The organism is Actinomadura latina NBRC 106108, assembly GCF_001552195.1.
Taxonomy (GTDB): Bacteria; Actinomycetota; Actinomycetes; order Streptosporangiales; family Streptosporangiaceae; genus Spirillospora; species Spirillospora latina.
In genome coordinates, this window is the sequence record NZ_BCQS01000005.1 from 779,747 (window position 1) to 798,693 (window position 18,947).

20 protein-coding genes and 2 pseudogenes are annotated in these 18,947 nt (G+C 70.3%); 5 read left to right on the forward strand and 17 right to left on the reverse strand.

Features of this window, described 5'->3' with window-relative positions; genetic code table 11:
* Window positions 1-43: 43 nt before the first annotated feature.
* Window positions 44-547 (reverse strand): DivIVA domain-containing protein, encoded by a 504-nt coding sequence (locus AL2_RS09935; protein ID WP_083946283.1) that lies wholly within the window; start codon window positions 545-547, stop codon window positions 44-46.
* Between the two features lie 48 nt (window positions 548-595).
* Window positions 596-1,741: a dual-specificity RNA methyltransferase RlmN gene (gene rlmN / locus AL2_RS09940; RefSeq protein WP_067632105.1), complete on the reverse strand. Its 1,146-nt coding sequence runs from the start codon at window positions 1,739-1,741 to the stop codon at window positions 596-598.
* A 114-nt stretch (window positions 1,742-1,855) separates the two neighbouring features.
* Here rlmN and AL2_RS09945 point away from each other — a divergent pair, with 114 nt between their 5' ends.
* A complete protein-coding gene (locus tag AL2_RS09945; RefSeq protein ID WP_067632106.1) occupies window positions 1,856-3,001 on the forward strand; it encodes a suppressor of fused domain protein in 1,146 nt (381 codons plus the stop codon).
* Between the two features lie 27 nt (window positions 3,002-3,028).
* Here AL2_RS09945 and AL2_RS09950 read toward each other — a convergent pair whose 3' ends face one another.
* The 5 genes from AL2_RS09950 to rpsB form a co-directional block, all read right to left on the reverse strand.
* Complete coding sequence (locus tag AL2_RS09950; RefSeq protein WP_245666492.1) at window positions 3,029-3,910, reverse strand: phosphatidate cytidylyltransferase; 882 nt, start codon at window positions 3,908-3,910, stop codon at window positions 3,029-3,031.
* A 173-nt stretch (window positions 3,911-4,083) separates the two neighbouring features.
* On the reverse strand, window positions 4,084-4,641 hold the full coding sequence (gene frr / locus AL2_RS09955) for a ribosome recycling factor (protein ID WP_067632108.1): 558 nt from the start codon (window positions 4,639-4,641) through the stop codon (window positions 4,084-4,086).
* Window positions 4,642-4,715: 74 nt separating this feature from the next.
* Window positions 4,716-5,417, reverse strand: coding sequence for a UMP kinase (gene pyrH, locus AL2_RS09960; RefSeq protein WP_067632610.1), 702 nt, complete (start codon window positions 5,415-5,417; stop codon window positions 4,716-4,718).
* A 178-nt stretch (window positions 5,418-5,595) separates the two neighbouring features.
* The gene (gene tsf / locus AL2_RS09965) at window positions 5,596-6,432 is read right to left on the reverse strand and encodes a translation elongation factor Ts (protein ID WP_067632110.1); all 837 of its coding nucleotides are present in this window, start codon (window positions 6,430-6,432) and stop codon (window positions 5,596-5,598) included.
* 84 nt (window positions 6,433-6,516) lie between these two features.
* Complete coding sequence (rpsB, locus tag AL2_RS09970) at window positions 6,517-7,521, reverse strand: 30S ribosomal protein S2 (RefSeq protein WP_067632112.1); 1,005 nt, start codon at window positions 7,519-7,521, stop codon at window positions 6,517-6,519.
* Between the two features lie 384 nt (window positions 7,522-7,905).
* Here rpsB and AL2_RS36195 point away from each other — a divergent pair, with 384 nt between their 5' ends.
* Window positions 7,906-8,646: a murein hydrolase activator EnvC family protein gene (locus AL2_RS36195; RefSeq protein WP_083946287.1), complete on the forward strand. Its 741-nt coding sequence runs from the start codon at window positions 7,906-7,908 to the stop codon at window positions 8,644-8,646.
* 278 nt (window positions 8,647-8,924) lie between these two features.
* On the opposite strand, the gene AL2_RS09980 is transcribed toward AL2_RS36195, so the two are convergent.
* A complete protein-coding gene (locus tag AL2_RS09980; RefSeq protein WP_245666494.1) occupies window positions 8,925-9,836 on the reverse strand; it encodes a tyrosine recombinase XerC in 912 nt (303 codons plus the stop codon).
* 157 nt (window positions 9,837-9,993) lie between these two features.
* Between AL2_RS09980 and AL2_RS09985 the strand changes: the two genes are divergently transcribed.
* From AL2_RS09985 to dprA, 3 genes are read left to right on the forward strand one after another with little or no spacing between them, the layout of a single operon-like run.
* Entirely contained in the window at window positions 9,994-10,347 is a 354-nt protein-coding gene (locus AL2_RS09985) for a YraN family protein (RefSeq protein ID WP_067632116.1), read from the forward strand.
* A complete protein-coding gene (locus tag AL2_RS09990) occupies window positions 10,347-11,900 on the forward strand; it encodes a YifB family Mg chelatase-like AAA ATPase (RefSeq protein ID WP_067632117.1) in 1,554 nt (517 codons plus the stop codon). The genes AL2_RS09985 and AL2_RS09990 overlap by 1 nt, the downstream gene beginning before the upstream one ends.
* Window positions 11,897-13,096 (forward strand): DNA-processing protein DprA, encoded by a 1,200-nt coding sequence (dprA, locus tag AL2_RS09995; RefSeq protein WP_067632118.1) that lies wholly within the window; start codon window positions 11,897-11,899, stop codon window positions 13,094-13,096. The genes AL2_RS09990 and dprA overlap by 4 nt, the downstream gene beginning before the upstream one ends.
* A 426-nt stretch (window positions 13,097-13,522) precedes the next feature.
* Here the strand turns inward: dprA and AL2_RS10000 are convergent, their stop codons facing one another.
* The 9 genes and pseudogenes from AL2_RS10000 to rpsP form a co-directional block, all read right to left on the reverse strand.
* Window positions 13,523-13,837: a DUF2469 domain-containing protein gene (locus AL2_RS10000; RefSeq protein WP_067632121.1), complete on the reverse strand. Its 315-nt coding sequence runs from the start codon at window positions 13,835-13,837 to the stop codon at window positions 13,523-13,525.
* Window positions 13,834-14,559: a ribonuclease HII gene (locus AL2_RS10005; RefSeq protein ID WP_067632123.1), complete on the reverse strand. Its 726-nt coding sequence runs from the start codon at window positions 14,557-14,559 to the stop codon at window positions 13,834-13,836. Before AL2_RS10005 ends, AL2_RS10000 begins: the two co-directional genes overlap by 4 nt.
* A 183-nt stretch (window positions 14,560-14,742) precedes the next feature.
* Window positions 14,743-15,627, reverse strand: coding sequence for a signal peptidase I (gene lepB / locus AL2_RS10010; RefSeq protein WP_067632125.1), 885 nt, complete (start codon window positions 15,625-15,627; stop codon window positions 14,743-14,745).
* A 168-nt stretch (window positions 15,628-15,795) separates the two neighbouring features.
* Complete coding sequence (gene rplS / locus AL2_RS10015) at window positions 15,796-16,146, reverse strand: 50S ribosomal protein L19 (protein WP_067632127.1); 351 nt, start codon at window positions 16,144-16,146, stop codon at window positions 15,796-15,798.
* Window positions 16,147-16,264: 118 nt separating this feature from the next.
* Window positions 16,265-16,843: pseudogene (gene trmD, locus AL2_RS10020) on the reverse strand (tRNA (guanine(37)-N(1))-methyltransferase); the annotation flags it as partial.
* Window positions 16,844-17,278: 435 nt separating this feature from the next.
* Window positions 17,279-17,497 (reverse strand): annotated as a pseudogene (locus AL2_RS36200) (tRNA (guanosine(37)-N1)-methyltransferase TrmD); the annotation flags it as partial.
* Window positions 17,494-18,006: a ribosome maturation factor RimM gene (rimM, locus tag AL2_RS10025; RefSeq protein WP_067632130.1), complete on the reverse strand. Its 513-nt coding sequence runs from the start codon at window positions 18,004-18,006 to the stop codon at window positions 17,494-17,496. The gene rimM and the pseudogene AL2_RS36200, both read right to left, overlap by 4 nt.
* 11 nt (window positions 18,007-18,017) lie before the next feature.
* A complete protein-coding gene (locus AL2_RS10030; protein WP_067632131.1) occupies window positions 18,018-18,260 on the reverse strand; it encodes an RNA-binding protein in 243 nt (80 codons plus the stop codon).
* Between the two features lie 2 nt (window positions 18,261-18,262).
* The gene (gene rpsP / locus AL2_RS10035; RefSeq protein ID WP_067632132.1) at window positions 18,263-18,727 is read right to left on the reverse strand and encodes a 30S ribosomal protein S16; all 465 of its coding nucleotides are present in this window, start codon (window positions 18,725-18,727) and stop codon (window positions 18,263-18,265) included.
* Window positions 18,728-18,947 lie beyond the last annotated feature (220 nt).

Below are 18,947 nucleotides of genomic sequence, written 5' to 3' on the forward strand. Positions count from 1 at the left end.
GCGCCGGGTGCGGCGCGCAGCGTCCGGCGAAATTGTGGATAACTCAGCGTTCCAGCGCGCCCGCGAGCTGCACCAGGAAGCGGTCGACCTCCTGCTCGTCGTAGCCGGGCAGCAGCCGGACGAGGCGGAAGACGGTCTCCCGCACGTCGCGGGCCGTCACGGGCGGGGCGGTCCCGCGCAGGCCGGCGACCACGCGGTCCAGGAAGGCGTCCACGTCCCGGACGTCGTAGCCGGGCCGCAGGCCGGCGCTGGAGAACCGGGCGTTCTGGATCCAGTTGATCAACCATGCGGGCTGTGCGCGCGGCCGCCTGGGACGGTCCCCGATCGGCCCCTTGGCCTGGAGTTCCCTGATGCATTCGCGCAGCAGTTCGTCCACCGCCCGGTTGTCGTAGCCGCGCAGGACGACGTCGAAGCGGGTCTCGCGCACCTCGTCCGCGGTGATCGGGGGCCCGCCGTCCAGCGCCTGGGAGACCCGCTTCAGCAGGGTGTCGACCTGGTCTCGGTCATAGCCGCGCAAGACCACCGGCAACCGCGCACCCGTCCTCACCGCTCCTCCACCCGCGCCCGCGAGGCCCAGGGGACGCCCGCGGCGCGCTCAGTCCTTGGCCGACGCCGCCAGCTGCCCGCAGGCCCCGTCGATCTCCCTGCCCCGAGTGTCGCGCACCGTGACCGGGACCCCGTGGGCCTCCAGGCGCCGGACGAACTCGCGCTCGTCCTCGGGCCGGGAGGCGGTCCACTTGGAACCCGGCGTCGGATTCAACGGGATCAGATTGACGTGTACGAGATTTCCGCGCAAGAGCCTGCCGAGAAGATCGGCCCGCCACGCCTGGTCGTTGATGTCCTTGATGAGGGCGTACTCGATCGAGACGCGGCGGCCGCTGCGGTCGGCGTAGGCCCAGGCCGCGTCCAGAACCTCGGACACCTTCCACCGGTTGTTGATGGGGACGAGATCGTCCCGCAGCTCGTCGTCTGGGGCGTGCAAGGAAACCGCCAGCCGGACGGACATGTCCTCTGCGGCGAGCTTCTCGATCGCCGGGACGAGCCCGACCGTGGAAACGGTGACCGAACGCTGGGAGATGCCCAGCCCGGCGGGGGCCGGATCCGTGATGCGACGCACCGCGCCTATCACGGCCTTGTAGTTGGCCAGGGGTTCGCCCATGCCCATGAAGACGATGTTGGAGACTCGGCCGGGCCCCCCTGGGATGCGCCCACGGGCGAGTGCGCGCGCGCCCGCGGCGACCTGTTCCACTATCTCGGCCGTGGAAAGGTTGCGCGTGAGCCCCGCCTGACCGGTCGCGCAGAAGGGGCAGTTCATTCCGCACCCCGCCTGGGACGAGACGCACATCGTGGCCCGGTCCGGGTAGCGCATGAGGACCGACTCGAACAGGACGCCGTCGAACGCCTTCCAGACCGTCTTGAGCGTCGTCCCGCCGTCGCAGTCCAGTTCGCGTACGGGCGTCAGCAGCGAGGGCAGCAGCTCGGACACCAGTCGTTCGCGGACGGCGGCGGGCAGGTCCGTCATCTTGGCGGGGTCGTCCACCAGCCGCGCGAAGTAGTGCCGTGACAGCTGGTCGGCGCGGAACGGCTTCTCGCCCAGCTCGGCGACCGCCTCGCGGCGCTCCGCGGTGGTGAGGTCGGCGAGGTGCCTCGGCGGCTTGCCGCGCCTCGGTGCGGCGAAGACGAGCTTCGCCGGGGTCTTCTTGGGCGCGGTGCCTGCACTGGCGGGCTGGGTCGTAGACATGGTCCTCCCAGTGTCGCAAACACCGGCCCGTGCATCGTCCGTCCGCAGCCGGACGTTCTTACCTGTAGGACGACATTCCTGCACATGACCTTGTCTGCGACTAAGGTCTCGATCATGTCGGTTTTGCGTAAGGGCGGCGTCTCGTCCCGGGGATCCGCGGCCAAGGTCGTCCACGCCGCGGCGAGCCCCTACGGCAGCCGGCGGCTCGTCGTCGAGACCGACGGCGACGTCACCGTGGCGTACCTGAAGGACGCACGAGACTCGGTGGTCGGCGCGACGTGGGTCGCGAACCACCGCAAGGCCCCGCCCGAACTGGAGCAGGCCCGGCTGGACGCGGGCCGTCCGCCCCTCCTGCCGGAGTCCCACCTGCGCGATCCGTCGGGACGCAAGGCGCTGGACGGCGAGTCCCTGGAGGTCGTGTGGTTCGAGGAGGGCGACGGCGTCGCCGTCCTGGAGGCGGGCGACCCGCTGTTCGTGATCCCCGGCTGGTCGGACATGGGACGCGGCATCCCCGGGTACGCGCGCGACGCCACACGCCAGAGCCCGTTCGCCTTTCCGCTGGACGAGGAGATCGAGGACTTCGGTCCACGCATCGACCTGGCACGTGAGCATTGGAAGCGGTGCCGGGCCGACGGCTCCTGGGCGGAGTTCCAGCAGTCGGTGCTCGGCCACCTGCTGCAACGGCTCGGCCCCAGTGGCCACTACTGGCACGACGTCGGACGGCAACTGGCCGGCGGCAGGACGGGAGTCGCCCCGACGGTGGGGGTGTCGGAACGTCCGGCAAGGGGCGGCCGCGAGTTCACCGTGTTGAGCACGGTCGGAATGAGCCGCCAGCGCATGCCCACGGTCGAACTGTACGAAGACGACGTCGCCCCCTATGGACGGATCGAACTCGCCGTAGCCAGCACGCTTCCCAGCCAGAAGGCCGGCAGCATCTTCCCCTGGCTGGCGCAGTACCCATGGCGGTCGGTGACGTGGTTCGCCCCCGGAGACGTCGTCAAGTGGTACCACGAAGCCCGCACGTTCCCGCTGAGCAGCGGCGAGTCGTCCTGGGAGGGCGTGCTGCTCCTGGACGATCCGAGCCGTCTGGCAGGCCCTGAGGCCCCCGCGCTGACCGGGCTCACCCTCAACGGCGACGCCGTCAGGTGGCTGTGGCTCGTACCCATCACCGGCGAGGAGCACCGCTACGCCAAGAGCGAGGGATCGGACGCGCTCATACGGCGTCTAGCGCAACAGGGCCGTTCCTGGGTCATCTCCTAGAGCGGCCTAGAGCGGCGCACCGGCGTCCTAGGTCGGAAGGAAGAGCTCCAGGAGAAGCCACACGACAGGGGCCGTCGCGACCAGGGAGTCGAGGCGGTCCATCACCCCGCCGTGGCCGGGTAGGAGCGTTCCCAAGTCCTTGAGGCCGAGATCGCGTTTGACCATCGACTCGACAAGGTCACCGGCGGTAGCGGTGACTACGGCGGCGAGCCCGATGATCACGCCCTGCCAGACCTGCCCGCCCTCCAGCAGCCACCAGACCAGCCACCCGCCGACGGCCATGCAGGTGATGGCCGAACCGGTGACGCCCTCCCATGTCTTCTTGGGGCTGATCCTGGGGGCCAGCTTGTGCTTGCCCAGGAACGACCCGGCGAAATAGCCGCCGATGTCGCTGGCGACGGTCGTGGCGATGAAGATGACGATGCGGTGGTCGCCGTCGTCCGGCCGCATGAGCAGCGCGACGATCCCGCCCATCAGCACCAGGTAGCCGGCCACGAACGACCCGGCTGCGACGTCCCGCACGTATCCGGCGGTGCCCTCGGTCATCCGCACCATCAGCACGGCCAGGACCGTCAGGGACACGGCGGCCACCGTGGCGGTGGGCCCCCACACGTAGGAGACGACCGGTGTGCCGACCATCCCCGTCGCGACGGGGATGAACGGGACACGGATGTCGCGGCTCTTGAACGCCTCGGTCAGCTCGCGGATGCCGAGGAAGAGGAAAAGGATCATCACGGCAAGGAAGATCTCCTTGACCGTGTAGAGCGACACCAGTACCAGTGCGCCCAAGCCGACACCGACACCGATGGCGAGCGGCAGGTTGCGGCCGGTCTTGCCCTCCCGTTTCTCACCGGAGGCCTCGGGAGGGGCCTCCGCGGACGCGCCCGAGATCCCCTGTGAAGACGTCACAGGCGGCGTCGCGGCAGTGGCGCCGACCGGCGGCACTGCCGCAGAGGGGACGTCCTTCGCGGAACCCTCCTGCTCGGAGGGCGAGTCCAGTGCTTCTCCGGGGGGCGGGCCGGCCATGTCGACCTCCGGCTCATCCGGGGGACCCGCAGGCTCCCCGGCGTCATCGAGTTCCATCAAACCTCGAGCAGTTCGGCCTTCTTGTGCTCGAGCAGCTCGTCGATCTGCCCCACGTAACGGTGCGTGGTGTCGTCGAGTTCCTTCTCAGCACGCCGAACCTCGTCCTCACCGGCCTCGCCGTCCTTGGCGAGCTTGTCGAGGGTGTCCTTGGCGCGGCGCCGGATGTTGCGGATGGAGACCCGGCTCTCCTCGGCCTTCGTCCCGGCGACCTTGATGAAGTCCCTGCGGCGCTCCTCCGACAGGTCGGGGAACACGACCCGGATGACGTTGCCGTCGTTGGTGGGGTTCACGCCGAGGTCACTGTCGCGGATCGCCCTCTCCACCGCCTGCATGGACGACTTGTCGAAGACCTGGACGATGACCATCCGCGGCTCCGGGAGCGTGAACGACGCGAGCTGGTTGATCGGCGTCGGCGTCCCGTAGTACTCGGCGGTGATCTTGTTGAACATCGCGGGGGTGACGCGGCCGGTGCGGATGGCCTGGAAGTCCTCCTTGGCGACCGCGACCGCCTTCTCCATCTTCTCCTCGGCCTCGAGGAGGGTCTCGTCGATCACTGTGACTCCCGTGTCATCTGGTCGGCCCTGGTCCTGCGGTTCCGCGGCGCGCCGGAGCGCCGCGGGGGCTGCGGTCAGCCCTGTGCCGGGCTGACCAGCGTGCCGATCTTCTCACCCCGGACGGCCCGGACGATGTTGCCCTGCCCCATGAGGTCGAAGACCACGATGGGGAGAGCGTTGTCCATGCAGAGGCTGATGGCCGTGGCGTCCATGACCTTCAGACCCCGCTGTAGAACTTCACCGTAATCCAAACGGTCGAACTTGACCGCGTCTGGATTCTTTCGCGGATCGGCGTCGTACACACCGTCCACTTGGGTTGCCTTCAGTACCGCCTCTGCACCGATCTCCAGCGCGCGCTGGGCGGCGGTGGTGTCGGTGGAGAAGAACGGCTGCCCGAGGCCCGCACCGAAGATGACGACACGGCCCTTCTCCAGGTGCCGGATGGCGCGCCTCGGGATGTACGGCTCGGCCACCTGGCTCATGGTGATGGCGGTCTGCACCCGCGTGTCCAGCCCCAGCTTCTCCAGGAAGTCCTGCAGCGCGAGGCAGTTGATGACGGTGCTGATCATCCCCATGTAGTCGGCGCGGCCGCGGTCCATGCCGCGCTCGGCCATGACGGCGCCGCGGAACATGTTGCCGCCGCCGCAGACGACCGCCACCTGCACGCCGTCCCGGACGGCCTCGGCGATGGCCTCGGCGACATGCTGGACGACCTCGGGGTCGATGCCGAGCGGATCGCGTCCGGCGAAGGCCTCGCCCGAGAGCTTCAGCAGCACCCGCTTCCAGCCGGCCCGCGGCGCGTGCCCGCCGGTCGCGCGCTCGCCGGGCGCCGTCCGATCGGACGGGCTCCGATCGGACGGCGAGGCCGCCGTCGCGCTGGTGGTCGTCTTGTCCGGCACGTCGGCGGCCTCCTCGTTCGTCGCGATATCTCGGGTCCCTGTCTCCAGAGTGCCCTTACGCCTGCCCGACCTTGAACCGGGCAAAGCGGACGACCTTCACGCCGGCCTCGTCAAGAACCTTCGCGATCGTCTTCTTGCTGTCCTTCACGAACGCCTGCTCCACGAGCACGAAGTCGCGGAAGTACGCGTTCACCCGGCCCTCGACGATCTTGGGGATGGCCTTCTCCGGCTTGCCCTCGTCGCGGGTGAGCTGCTCGGCGAGCGCCCGCTCCTTCTCGATCGCCTCGGCGGGGATCTCGTCGCGGGTGAGGTACTTCGGCGCCATCGCGGCGACCTGCTGCGCGACGTCCTTGGCGACCTCGGCGTTCTCGGTGTCCAGCTCGACCAGCACGCCGGTGGTCGGCGGCAGGGACGGGTCGGACTTGTGCAGGTAGCTGGCCACGTAGGCGCCCTGGAAGTGGGCGAAGCGGCGCAGCTCCAGCTTCTCGCCGATCTTGGCGCTGTTCTCCTCGATCAGGGCCTGGACGGTCGTACCGGGCTCGATCTCGGCGGCCAGCAGGGCGGGCGCGTCGGCGGCGCCGCTGCCGGCGGCGAACTCGACGAGGCGCTGGGCCAGCTCGATGAACTGCGCGTTCTTCGCGACGAAGTCGGTCTCGCAGTTGAGCTCCAGGAGCGCCCCGTCGCCGGAGTTCGCAAAGTGCTCGGCGACCAGGCCGTTGGCGGCGGTGCGCTCGGCGCGCTTGCCGACGTCCTTGGCGCCCTTGAGACGCAGCAGCTCCGTCGCCTTCTCGAAGTCGCCGTCCGCCTCGGTGAGGGCGTTCTTCACGGCCATCATGCCGGAGCCGGTCAGGTCGCGCAGCCGCTTGACGTCAGCGGCGGTGAAGTTGGCCATCGCTCTCTTCGCTTCTCTCGTCGTTGGTCGTAGGACCCGCGACGGTCCCGGCGGCACCCCTGCGGGGCCGCCGGGACCGTGGGATCAAGCCTGCTCGGCCTCGGCGGGCTTCGGCGCCTCGGCGGCCTCGTCGGCCTGCTCGGCCTCGGGAGCGGCGGCTTCCGCCGGTGCCTCCGCCGGAGCCTCGGCGGTGGCCTCCGCAGGGGCCTCCGCAGGGGCCTCCGTAGGGGCCTCCGCGGCGGGCTGCGCCTCGGCAGGGGCCTCCGCGGGGGCCTGCGCCTCGGCGTCCTCGGCCGGCTTGTTCTCCAGCAGGTCGCGCTCCCACTCGGCCAGCGGCTCGGCGGCACCGGAGGCCGCGCCCTCGGCGGGCTTCTCGTCGCCGCCGGTCGCGGCGCCCGCGCGGGCGAGGAGGCCGTCGGCGACGGAGTCGGCCACGACGCGGGTCAGCAGGCTGACGCTGCGAATGGCGTCGTCGTTGCCCGGGACCGGGTAGTCGACCTCGTCCGGGTCGCAGTTGGTGTCGAGGATGGCCACGACCGGGATGCCGAGCTTCTTGGCCTCGTTGACCGCGATGTGCTCCTTCTTGGTGTCCACGATCCAGATGGCGCTCGGAACCTTCGCCATGTCGCGGATACCGCCGAGGGTGCGCTCCAGCTTGTCCTTCTCACGGCGCAGGCCGAGCAGCTCCTTCTTGGTCATGCCGGAGCCGGCCACGTCGTCGTAGTTGATCTCCTCCAGCTCCTTGAGCCGGGTGAGCCGCTTGTGGACGGTGGAGAAGTTGGTGAGCATGCCGCCCAGCCAGCGCTGGTTCACGTAGGGCATGCCGACCCGGGCGGCCTGTTCGGCGATGGACTCCTGCGCCTGCTTCTTGGTGCCGACGAACAGGATCGTGCCGCCGTGGGCCACCGTGGCCTTGACGAACTCGAACGCGCGGTCGATGTAGGACAGCGACTGCTGCAGGTCGATGATGTAGATGCCGTTGCGCTCGGTGAGGATGAAGCGCTTCATCTTCGGGTTCCACCGGCGGGTCTGGTGGCCGAAGTGGACGCCGCTCTCAAGGAGCTGCCGCATGGTGACGACGGGTGCCATTGCCCGTGTTCTCCTTCTCTGGCCCTGCGGGCCGCATTTGGTTGTCTGCCTGCGCCCGGGTGCGGCCCCACCGTCGCCTTCGCGACGGACCTAGGGACTGCGCCCCACCATGTGCGGTGGCATGCGGACGCGTGAAATCAGCCGCGTGGGTGTCCCAGGCGACCGGCCCGTTACCGGGTCTGAGCCTGTCCGTTCCGGGAGCGGCTTCTCGTCTCCCCGCCCGGAGGCGGGTCGATGACGGCCTGGCCCTGGCCGGTGTCCTTTCGGGCACGTCTACAGATTATCAGGGCGCCGACGCGTCCGGGCATCAACGGTCCGCGGGGGGTTATCCACAGTTCGCCGACCCTGTCGACGCGGCGGCGGGGACCCGGCAGGCTGCGCTGCATGACGCTGCTCACGCTGCTGCTCACCTGCATGATCGCCACCGGCGCACCGGGCCTGGACGCCTGGCGGTGGCCGTTAGGCCCGCCCGCACCGCGGGTTCTCCGGGCCTTCTCGCCGCCGTCCACCCCGTGGGGGCCGGGCCATCGGGGGGTGGATCTGGCGGGACGCCCGGGACAGGCCGTCTACGCCGCCGGGCCGGGGCGCGTCTCCTACGCCGACGCCCTGGCGGGACGCGGTGTCGTCGCCATAGACCATGGGGAGCTGCGCACGACGTACCTGCCAGTGCGTCCGAGCGTGCACGCGGGGGGCCGGGTGGTGTCAGGCACGCGGATCGGTGTGCTGGAGAACGGCCTGCTCCACTGCCAGGTCCCATGCCTTCACTGGGGGCTGCGCCGTGGTGCCCTCTACCTGGACCCGCTCAACCTCGTCCAGCGCCGGGTCCGTCTGCTCCCCCACTGGCCGCGCCAGTCCCCGTCCTCAAGCCCCTCGTCGTCCTCAAGCCCCTCGTCGTCCTCAAGCCCCTCGTCGTCCTCAAGCCCCGCGCCCGAGCCGCATCCCCGGATGGCCCTGCGTGACGCCACCACCGCGACCGGCGGAGCACTGACGGGCATGGTCCTGACTTTGACGGTGGCCTTCGCCTGGCGCCGCACCCGCATCCGCTTTCGCCTGCATCGGCGCCGCCGTCCCCCGCCGGGCGTCATCAACCTCTCCCAAGAACGCCGCCTGCGCCGCACCCCGTGACCGGCCCGGCCGCCGCCCCCCACCCAGCGGGCGGCGGCCAACCGGGCGACTGCCCGACGCTCTTCAGGCATGGCCTCACCCGCGTGCACGCCCGACCGGGATGGGCGTCTGCCTCAGCTGCTGCCTTCGGGCGTCGACGGGTAGCGGGCCAGCGCGCAGCGGCTGTGGCAACGAGGTCACGACGTTCCGGAGTCCGAGGCGGCTGAGGGCACGTTCATGGTTTCGAGCGGTCGTCAAAGCCGGCTGTGGGCGAGCTTCATGAGGAAGCTCGCACTGGGTCAGCCGGGGTGAGTGCCGCGTGGGTGGGCTTGGCGGTGGACCTGCTTCAGGCGCTCGGCCGAGACGTGGGTGTAGAGCTGCGTGGTCTGCAGGGATGCGTGGCCGAGGATCTCCTGGACGCTTCGCAGGTCGGCGCCGCCCTCCAGCAGGTGAGTGGCGGCGCTGTGGCGGAGTCCGTGAGGGCTGAGGTCCGGAACTTGGCCGACCTCGGAGATCCGGCCGTGGACGATGCGGCGCGCGGTTGTCGGGTGGAGGCGTCCCCCGCGAACGCCTAGGAACAATGCCGGGCCGCTGTCTTCGTCGGCGAAGGAAGGACGCCCTGCGCGCAGCCAGTCCAGGACGGCGCGGACAGCCGGTTCGCCTACCGGGACGATGCGTTCTCGCCCGCCCTTGCCCAGGACGCGGACCGTCCTACGCCCGGTGTCCAGGTCGTCGATGTCGAGTCCGCACAGTTCACTCACACGTACACCCGTCCCGTAAAGCACCTCCAGCACGGCCAGATCGCGGAGGCCGAGAGGGCCTTGGGCGTCCATGCTGTCGAGCAGGCGCGCCGCATCGTCCTGGGTGAGGACGCCAGGAAGGTCACGTTGCCGCTTGGGTGTGCCTAGGAGCAGCCCTGGATCGTCCTGTAGAAGTCCACGCCTGTGCAGGTGCCTGGTGAAGCCGCGCGCGGCGGCCGTCCGGCGAGCCAGGGTGGCGCGGGAGCGGCCAAGGGCGTGCTGGCGTGCGAGCCAGGCCCGCAATAGCGAGACATCCAGTTCCGCGGGTTCGGTAACGCCGGTGACGGCGGCGTAGGCGCACAGGTCGGCTAGATCTCCCAGATAGGCGCGCAGGGTGTGCGGCGACACGTCGCGTTCGGCGCCGAGATGCCGCCCGAAATCGGCTGCCGCGTCCTCCAGCGCGTTCGTCACAGGCGTCACGCTGCGCCAACGACCCGGCCGGCGCAAGCACCGACCGGGGTTGCGCGTGAATTGCCGCAAATCGCCGCCAGAGTTATCCACAGAACGTCATTCTGTCGCTACGCATCGTCGCGTCCCGGCAGTGTCTGAGGCCGGAGGTGAGGCACCCGTGAATGCTCACATCAGTCTCGGCCGGCGCGGTGAGGACGCTGCGGTCGACTACCTCGTCGGCCTCGGCTGGACGATCCTCGACCGCAACTGGCGATGCCGCGAGGGCGAACTCGACATCGTCGCCCACGACGGGCGCGGGCACATCGTCTGCGAGGTGAAGACCCGCCGCTCCGCCCGGTTCGGCGACCCGCTCGAAGCGATCACCACCGACAAGGCGGCCCGGTTACGGCGGCTGGCCTGGCGGTGGGCCGCCGCCCACGGGGTCAGCGGCGCGCCCATGCGGGTGGACGTCCTCGGCCTGATCGGCGACCGCGACGGCTTCTCGATCGATCACCTGCGGGAGGTGTGCTGATGACGCTCGCGAAAACCCGCTCGGTGTCCCTGGTCGGAGTGGACGGCTTCGTCGTGGACGTGGAGGCGGCCATCACCAGCGGCGTCCCGGGCCTGCACCTGGTCGGCCTGCCGGACACGGCGCTCAGCGAGGCCCGCGACCGCGTCCGCGCCGCCATCTTCAACTCCGGCGAGGACTGGCCCAATCGCCACGTCACGGTGTCGCTGTGCCCGGCGAGCATGCCGAAGAAGGGCTCGACCTTTGATCTCGCTATCGCGATTTCGCTGCTCGCAGCGGCGGAGGTCATACCGGCGCGCAGCTGCGCGGGGCTGGTGGTGATCGGCGAACTCGGCCTGGACGGCCGCATACGCCCGATCCAAGGCATACTGCCCGCCGTGCTGGCCGCCGCCAACCGCGGCTGCCGCACGGTCGTCGTGCCGCAGGCGAACGCCTCGGAGGCCGAGCTCGTCCCCGACATGCAGGTCGTGTCCGCGAGCACGCTGCGCGGCCTGCTGTGCCTCCTGCGCGACGAGCCACCGCCCATCGAGGAGGAAGAGGAGGACGATCTCTCCCTCTCCGCGGACCGGTACGCCATCAGGCAGCAGGAGATCCCACCCGATCTGGACCTGGCCGACGTCCGGGGGCAGGCCGAGGCCCGCCGCGCGCTGGAGATCAGCGCGGCCGGAGGGCACCACCTCTTCTTCGCCGGCCCCCCGGGCTGCGGGAAGACGATGCTCGCGGAGCGGCTGCCGACGCTGATGCCGGCCCTGGAGTCCGAGATCGCGCTGGAGGTCACCGCGATCCACTCGGTCGCCGGAACCCTGCGGCCGGGGCAGCCGCTGATCACCCAGCCGCCGTTCTACGCCCCGCACCACACCGCCTCGCGGGCGTCGATGGTCGGCGGCGGGTCGGGCCGCGTGCTCCAGCCGGGCGCCGTGTCCCTCGCACACCGGGGAATCCTCTTCCTGGACGAGGCCCCGGAGTTCCACGCGGGAACGCTCGACGCCCTGCGCCAACCCCTTGAAGAGGGCGTGGTGCGCATCTCCCGCATTGAGGGCATAGCGCAATTCCCGGCGCGGTTCACGCTCGTCCTCGCGGCGAACCCGTGCCCGTGCGCCGCCGCGAAGCAGATCGACTGCTCCTGCGCCCCGGGCGTCCGCCGCAAGTACGCCAGCCGCGTGACGGGCCCGCTGCTCGACCGCATCGACCTCAAGCTGGAACTGGCACCGGCCAGCCGGGCCGAACTCCGCTACGACCTGGAGTTCGCCGAATCCAGCAAGGTGGTGGCCGAACGCGTCGAACTCGCCAGGGAACGGACACGCCACCGCCTCGCGGACACCCCGTGGCGTTCCAACTCCGAGGTCCCCGGACCGGAGCTGCGCAGACGCTTCACCCCCTCCGCCGAAGCGATGCGAGGGGCCGACGAAGCCCTGCAGCGAGGCACGCTGAGCGCGCGCGGACTCGACCGCATCCTGCGGGTCGCCTGGACCATCGCCGACCTGGCCGGCCACGACGAACCCGGCCCGGACGACGTCGGCGGCGCACTCGCCCTGTGGTCCGCGGGGCGCCAATGAGCGACGAGAGAACCGCCCGCGCCACCCTCACCGCCGTCGCCGAACCCGGCGACGCGTTCCTCAACCGAATCATCGACCACCGCGGCCCGGAGGGAGCACTCGAAACCGTCCGCACCGGCCGGCTCCCCGGCACCATCGACGCCACACCCAAGGAGATCAAGCGCCTCGGCCAATGGCGGATCCGCCTCATCGCCGCCGAACCCGACCAGGACCTGGCCGTCTGCGCCCGGTTCCGCGGCCGCCTCATCTGCCCGGGAGACCCCGAATGGCCGACGACCCTCGACGACCTGGGCTCCGGACGCCCCTACGCCCTGTGGCTGCGCGGCCCCGGCGACCTGCGCTACTGCTGCCTGCGTTCGGTCGCCATCGTCGGTTCCCGCGCCGCGTCCCCCTACGGCCTGCGCGCCGCCGCCGACTTCGCGTCCGACCTGGCCGACGACGGCTGGACGGTGATCTCCGGCGGCGCCCTCGGCATCGACGCGGCCGCCCACCGGGGTGCGCTGGCCGCCGACGGCCCCACCGTCGCGGTCCTCGCCAACGGGGTCGACGTCCCCTACCCGGCGTCCAACGAGGGGTTGTTCGCCGAGATGGCGCGGCGGTCCCTGCTGGTCAGCGAGTCGCCGCCGGGCACCCATCCGCACCGGCTCCGGTTCCTCGTCCGCAACCGGGTGATCGCTGCGCTGTCCCGCGGCACGGTCATCGTCGAGGCGGAAGCCCGCAGCGGCGCCCTGAACACGGCCGGCTGGGCGTCCAAGCTCGGCCGCGTGGTCATGGCCGTCCCCGGTCCGATCACGTCCCGCTCCTCGGTCGGCTGCCACCGTCTCCTGCGGGAGGAGGGCGTCGCGCTGGTCACGCGCCCCGAGGAGATCATCGAAGCCGTGGGACGCATCGGCGCCGACCTGGCACCGCCGCCCAACACCCCCGTCCTCGCCCGCGATCGCCTCGAACCGGTCACCCGGTCCGTTCTGGAGGCGTTCCCCGCCCGCGGCGCGACCGGACCCGCGCAGCTCGCAGTCAAGGCGGGCGTCGACCTGACCACGGTCAACGCCAAGCTGGGCCTCCTGTCGGCGGCCGGCTTCATCGAACGCGCCCCATCCGGCTGGCGCCTCACGAAGTCCGGAAAATCCCCCCAAGGCCCCGCCGAAGAACCCGCGACCCGGCAGCCTCCACCCGCCCTTCCCGAGGAGCCAAAGTGACCCGCCCGACCAACCAGGCACCACCCCCAAGGCCGAGGCCGACCTGGGCGTCCCGAACGACGCGGAGAACGTCCCAGGCAGGACAGCCCCAAGCCGCAAGAGAGGCAAACCTGCGACGGCGACAAGGTCTGGTTCGGGTTGAGGGGCCTACGGGCGTCTTGCCGGGACGTGGTTCTCCCGGCAGCTCCTCGAGTCCTCAGTCGGCGTGCCCGAGCCTGGAAAGTCACGGCAGCAGGGCAGACACCCAGTGCTCTCGCCAGCCCCAGGCCGAGACTCCACCCACCGCCGAACCTAAAGGAGAGCATCCCGCCAAGCCCCCAGGCCCCGAACCCGAACCCGCGAAAAGCCACGACAGGAGCGCGAACACCAATGCCTCGGAAACCCGCGGACCAGGGCGGAGCCCGCCCGCCCCCACGGCCTCGAAAGCTAATCGTCCGAAGGGAGTTCGAAGTCGCTCTTGGCGAGTTCTTCGACGTTCACGTCCTTGAACGTGACAACGCGCACGTTCTTGACGAAGCGGGCAGGGCGGTACATGTCCCACACCCACGCGTCCTGCATCGTGACCTCGAAGAAGATCTCACCGGTGTCGGCACCGCGCACCTGCAGGTCGACCGAGTTCGTGAGGTAGAACCTGCGCTCGGTCTCGACAACGTAGGTGAACAGGCCGAGGACGTCCCGGTACTCGCGATAGAGCTGCAGCTCCATCTCGGTCTCGTACTTCTCGAGATCCTCGGCGCTCACGCTCGTGCCCCTTCCGCGCGGCCCTCGCCGGAGACCTCCCCTTCGGTCTCCTCCCCCACGGCCACATCTCCATTGTTACGCAAGGCCCGCCCGACGTTGACGTAGGAGAACCGATGCTCCGGACATGGACCGTGCGCGGTGAGCGCCTCGCTGTGCACGCGGGTCACATAGCCCTTGTGGACGTCGAAGCCGTATTCGGGGTACCGCTCGTGGAGTCCGACCATGATCCGGTCCCGGGTGACCTTCGCGACGATGGACGCCGCGGCCACGCACGCCACGGCCTGGTCACCTTTGATCATCGCCAGGCCGGGGACGTCCAGACCGGGCACCGGGAAGCCGTCGCTGATCACGTAGGCGGGCCGCTCGTCCAGAGCGGCCAGGGCCCTCCGCATCCCGGTGACGTTGCACCGGTGAAGGCCGATCCGGTCGATGTCATGGCACGGGATGACGACCGCGCTCCACGCGTATGCGCGCTCGGTGATCTCCGCGTACAGCTGCTCCCTGCGTCCGGGAGTGAGCAGTTTGGAGTCGGTGAGGCCGTCGATCCTGCCGCGCCCGCCCTGCAGGATCACCGCACCGACCACCAGCGGCCCCGCGCATGCCCCGCGCCCCGCCTCATCGACACCGGCCACGGGACTGAACCCGCCGTGCGCCAAGGCCCGTTCGAACGCGAACAGGCCCGCGTCCCGGCGGGGGGTGAAGCGGAGTGGACGTCCCCTCATGCCCGCAGCGTACGTCCCCGCACTGACGCCCCGCTCCGAATGCCCGCGATCACCCACCTTGTCCCCAACCACATGACGAGCGGCGGGTGGTTAGACGCGCGGTTCGTCGGGTGACGGCTTGGGCGTCTGGGCACTCGGGGCCGCGTCGCCTTGGGGTGGGCGCGGCATGGGGTTTCTGGTGGGTCAGGCGTTCTTCAGGTAGTGGCGGCGGCGGAAGTAGGCGAGCGGGAGGGTGCAGAGGACGGCCAGGGCGTACGGCGCGGCGGGAAGAGCGGCGGCGGTCGGCTTCTCCAGGCCTCGCTGCTTGAAGGTGCTGGGGATCGGGAGGGTGTCCAGGCGGTCCAGGGGCCAGACGATGACGAAGGCACGGCCGATGACGCGGTCGATCGGGATGGTGCCGCCGCCGGGGTCCCCGCGGTGGGAACGGGAGTCGTAGGAGAGTTCACGATGGTCGCCCATGACCCAGAGCTGGCCCGGCTTCACGGTGACGTCGAACGGATCGTTGGACGGCTTGTTCTGCTCGTGCGTGATCTGGTCGGTGAAGATGTAGGACTTCTCGTCCAGCGGTACGCCGTTGACGGTGACGCGGCCCTGGGCGTCACAGCATTTGATGTGGTCGCCGGGGATGCCGATGACGCGCTTGATGTAGTCCTTCTCGTTGGGCGCCACACCGAACGCGGTGCCGACGGCGCGCAGCGCCTTGGAGATCGGGTTGCCGGGCTCTTCCACCTGGATTTCGGGGTCCCAGGAGTCCAGGCCGTTGAAGACGATCACGTCGCCTCGGGCGATGTCCCGGGTGTGATAGACGATCTTGTTCACGAGGACGCGATCGCCGACCTGGAGGGTGTTCTCCATGGAGCCGGACGGGATGTAGAAGGCCTGGACCGCGAACGCCTTGATGACGAGGGCGAGCACGACGGCGACGACGATGAGGACGGGGAGTTCTTTCCAGAACGATCCCTGCTTCTTCTTGCCCTTGCCGTCGTCTTCGGAGTCGCCGGCCGTCTCCTCGGCCGAGTCCACGGGCTCCTTCTCTTCGGGCACCGCGCCCTCGGCTTCGGATCGCACGTCTCTCCGATCGTCCTCGTCAGTCATCAGAGCGAAAGCCTAGCGCCGCAAGGCCTGCGGGACGCCGCCCACGGGCGTGTCGCGAGCGTCCGCGGCGGTCGCGGCGGTCCGGAACAGGCAACGCCCCGGGTACCGTCGCGGGTTCCCGGGGCGCCGTGGTCCATCCGCTCAGTGCTCGCGCTTCTCCTTGATGCGCGCGGCCTTGCCGCGCAGGTTGCGCAGGTAGTAGAGCTTGGCGCGGCGCACGTCGCCGCGGGTGACGACCTCGATCTTGTCGATCGACGGGCTGTTGAGCGGGAACGTCCGCTCGACGCCCACGCTGTAGCTGACCTTGCGGACGGTGAACGTCTCGCGGGCGCCGCCGCCCTGCCTCCGGATCACCACGCCCTGGAAGATCTGGATACGGCTACGGTTGCCCTCGGTGACGCGCACGTGCACCTTCAGCGTGTCGCCCGGACGGAAGTCCGGGACGTCGGCGCGCATGGCGGCCTTTTCGATCTCCTGGATCAGGGTGTGCATCGCAGCGGTTCCTCGTGGTCGAACGCGGGCGTCGAGAGGCCCCGATGGGACTTTCGTGGGGGCGTCGCGCCGCGGGAAGTGGTCTTCGGGTGCCGTGCGCTCTGGAGGCACGGACGCTCTAGTCTGCCATATCTTCGCCGTCAACCGGAAAACCGGCGTCGCGCAGAATGGCGCGGTCCTGTTTGTCGAGGTCGTCCGGCGCGAGACGGGCGAGCAGTTCGGGACGGTGCCGGGCCGTCCGGCGGAGTGCCTCGTCGCGCCGCCAGCGGGCGATCGCCCCATGGTGGCCTGACAGGAGGACGTCCGGAACCGGCCGATCCCGCCAGACGGGAGGCTTGGTATAGACGGGGCCCTCCAGGAGCGACTCCATGGCGCCGGGGGCGAAGGAGTCGTCCGCGACGGAGGCCGCGTTGCCGAGGACGCCCGGCACGAGACGCCCGATCGCCTCGATCATCACCAGGACGGCGACCTCCCCGCCGGCGAGCACGAAGTCGCCGAGGCTGACCTCGTCCACGGGCATGCGGGTGCGGGCCTCCTCGACGACACGGGAGTCGATGCCCTCGTAACGCCCGCAGGCGAAGATCAGCCATGGCTCGGCCGCATACCGCACTGCATCGGCCTGTGTGAACGGCCGCCCGCTCGGGGTAGGGATGATCAGCCGCGGCACCATCCCCGCACCAGCGGCACTGGGTGCTTCAGCCCCGGCGGCTGCGGCCCCGCCGTATGACGCTGTCCCGCCGAACGATCCTGTGCCTCCTTCTGCCCCAACCCCGCCCGATGCCTCAACCCTGTCGGCTGCTGCATGGTCGCCGAAAGGCGCGGCTTCGGGGGGTGGCGCTGTATCGGCAGATGGCCCTGTATCCGGCGACGTGGCGCCGCCAGAGGAGGCCGGGACGCCCGATGCCGTTGCTCCGCCGGATGAATTTGTTCCGTCGGGTTGTGCGGGGGCGCCGAAGGGCGTGGTTTTGGGGGAGGTTTCTGCTTCTGACGGGGCGGCGGTGGTGGGTGTCGTGGGGGGGTGCGGTGGCGTTTTGGGGGGGCTGACTTCAGTGGGCGTGGCGGAGGTCCCGTGCCCTGGGGATGGCGGGGGTGGCGGGGTGGGAGAGCCTGGGGAGTCGGGGTGGGGTGGGACGAGCGTGTCTAGGGCTTCGCCCCAGGGGGTGGGTTTCATGACCATGCCGGGGCCGCCGCCGTAGGGGGTGTCGTCTACGGTGCGGTGCCGGTCGTGGGTCCAGTCGCGCAGGTCGTGGACGCGGACGTCCAGCAGGCCCGTGCGCCGCGCCTTGCCCAGGAGGGAGATGTCCAGGGGGGCGAAGTACTCGGGGAAGATCGTGACGATGTCGATTTTCATGATTCGTCGAGGAGTCCGGGGGGCGGGTCGATGACGAGCCGCCCCCCGGGAACGTCCACCTCGGGGACGAGCGCGGCCACGAAGGGCACGAGCTTCTCCCCGCCTGCACCGCGCACCACGAGAAGGTCCTGGCCGTGGTGCAGGATGTCCGCGACCCGGCCGACGTCGGTGCCGTCCGCGGTGACCACGGCGAGACCGATCAGTTCCTGGTCGTGGAAGTCGTCCGGGTCGGTGGACGGGGTGATGTCACCGGGGTCGACGACGAGCCATGTGCCGCGCAGGGCCTCGGCGGCGTCGCGGTCGCCGATCCCGGCGAAGCGCACGAGCAGGCGTCCCGAATGCCAGCGAAGCCGCTCGACGGTGAGCGGGCCGGCGGCGCCGGGGTCGGTGGCGATCTTCGTGCCCGCGGCGAACCGGGTGTCCGGTTCGTCCGTGCGGACGTCGATGGTGACCTCGCCACGGATCCCGTGCGGCCGTCCGACACGTCCGACCACGAGCGGTTCGCTCATCGGAACGCCACTCAGCGGACCTCGTTGACGTCGAGCAGGTCAACGCGCACGTAGCGGCCTCCGGAGAGGGCGCTGATCACCGTGCGGAGGGCCTTGGCGGTGCGGCCGCCGCGGCCGATGACCTTCCCGAGGTCCTCGGGGTGCACGCGCACCTCCAGGACCCGGCCGCCCCTGATCCGCCGGGCGCGGACCCGGACGTCGTCCGGGTTCTCCACGATCCCGCGGACCAGGTGCTCGAGCGCTTCTTCGAGCACTGTCAGCCCTCGCTCTTGGCTTCGTCGGTCTCGGTGGCCTTGGCCTCGGACTTCTTGGCCTCGGACTTCTTCGGCTCGGCCTTCTTCTTGCCGCGGGTCGCGGTGCCGGCGGCCTCGTCGTCGCCCAGGGACTCCTTGACGGCGGCCTCGAAGGCGGCCTTCTTGTCGGCCTTGGGCTCGGCGACCTTCAGGGTGCCCTCGGCGCCCGGCTCGCCCTTGAACTTCTGCCAGTCGCCGGTGATCTTCAGCAGGTTCAGCACGGGCTCGGTCGGCTGCGCGCCGACGCCGAGCCAGTACTGCGCGCGCTCGGAGTCGATCTGGATGAGCGACGGCTCCTGCTTGGGCTGGTAGAGGCCGATCTCCTCGATGGCGCGCCCGTCCCGCTTGGTGCGGGCGTCGGCGACGACGATCCGGTACTGCGGGTTCCGGATCTTCCCCAGGCGCTTGAGCTTGATCTTGACTGCCACGGGTGCGGTGTACTCCGATTTCATTACTGGGTGGACGAGCCCGCGCCAGGTGGGGAAACACCGGCTCGCGGCCGCCCGATGGACTCCGGCCGCGCAGGACGAGAGAGGGCGCCTCGCGATTCCGGTTTTCCAGCCTGTCATTCTGCCAGACGTTCGGTGTAAAGGTGCAATCGCACGGCACCGTGTCCCGACTCGTCCGACGCAGTGCGCGGCGCCGCCG

Bases quoted from the DNA above. Each gene is read 5' to 3' on its own strand.
- rlmN (WP_067632105.1), bottom strand. From the start codon at position 1,741: ATGTCTACGACCCAGCCCGCCAGTGCAGGCACCGCGCCCAAGAAGACC.
- AL2_RS09945 (WP_067632106.1), top strand. From the start codon at position 1,856: ATGTCGGTTTTGCGTAAGGGCGGCGTCTCGTCCCGGGGATCCGCGGCC.
- tsf (WP_067632110.1), bottom strand. From the start codon at position 6,432: ATGGCCAACTTCACCGCCGCTGACGTCAAGCGGCTGCGCGACCTGACC.
- rpsB (WP_067632112.1), bottom strand. From the start codon at position 7,521: ATGGCACCCGTCGTCACCATGCGGCAGCTCCTTGAGAGCGGCGTCCAC.
- AL2_RS36195 (WP_083946287.1), top strand. From the start codon at position 7,906: ATGACGCTGCTCACGCTGCTGCTCACCTGCATGATCGCCACCGGCGCA.
- AL2_RS09990 (WP_067632117.1), top strand. From the start codon at position 10,347: ATGACGCTCGCGAAAACCCGCTCGGTGTCCCTGGTCGGAGTGGACGGC.
- dprA (WP_067632118.1), top strand. From the start codon at position 11,897: ATGAGCGACGAGAGAACCGCCCGCGCCACCCTCACCGCCGTCGCCGAA.
- AL2_RS10005 (WP_067632123.1), bottom strand. From the start codon at position 14,559: ATGAGGGGACGTCCACTCCGCTTCACCCCCCGCCGGGACGCGGGCCTG.
- rplS (WP_067632127.1), bottom strand. From the start codon at position 16,146: ATGCACACCCTGATCCAGGAGATCGAAAAGGCCGCCATGCGCGCCGAC.
- rimM (WP_067632130.1), bottom strand. From the start codon at position 18,006: ATGAGCGAACCGCTCGTGGTCGGACGTGTCGGACGGCCGCACGGGATC.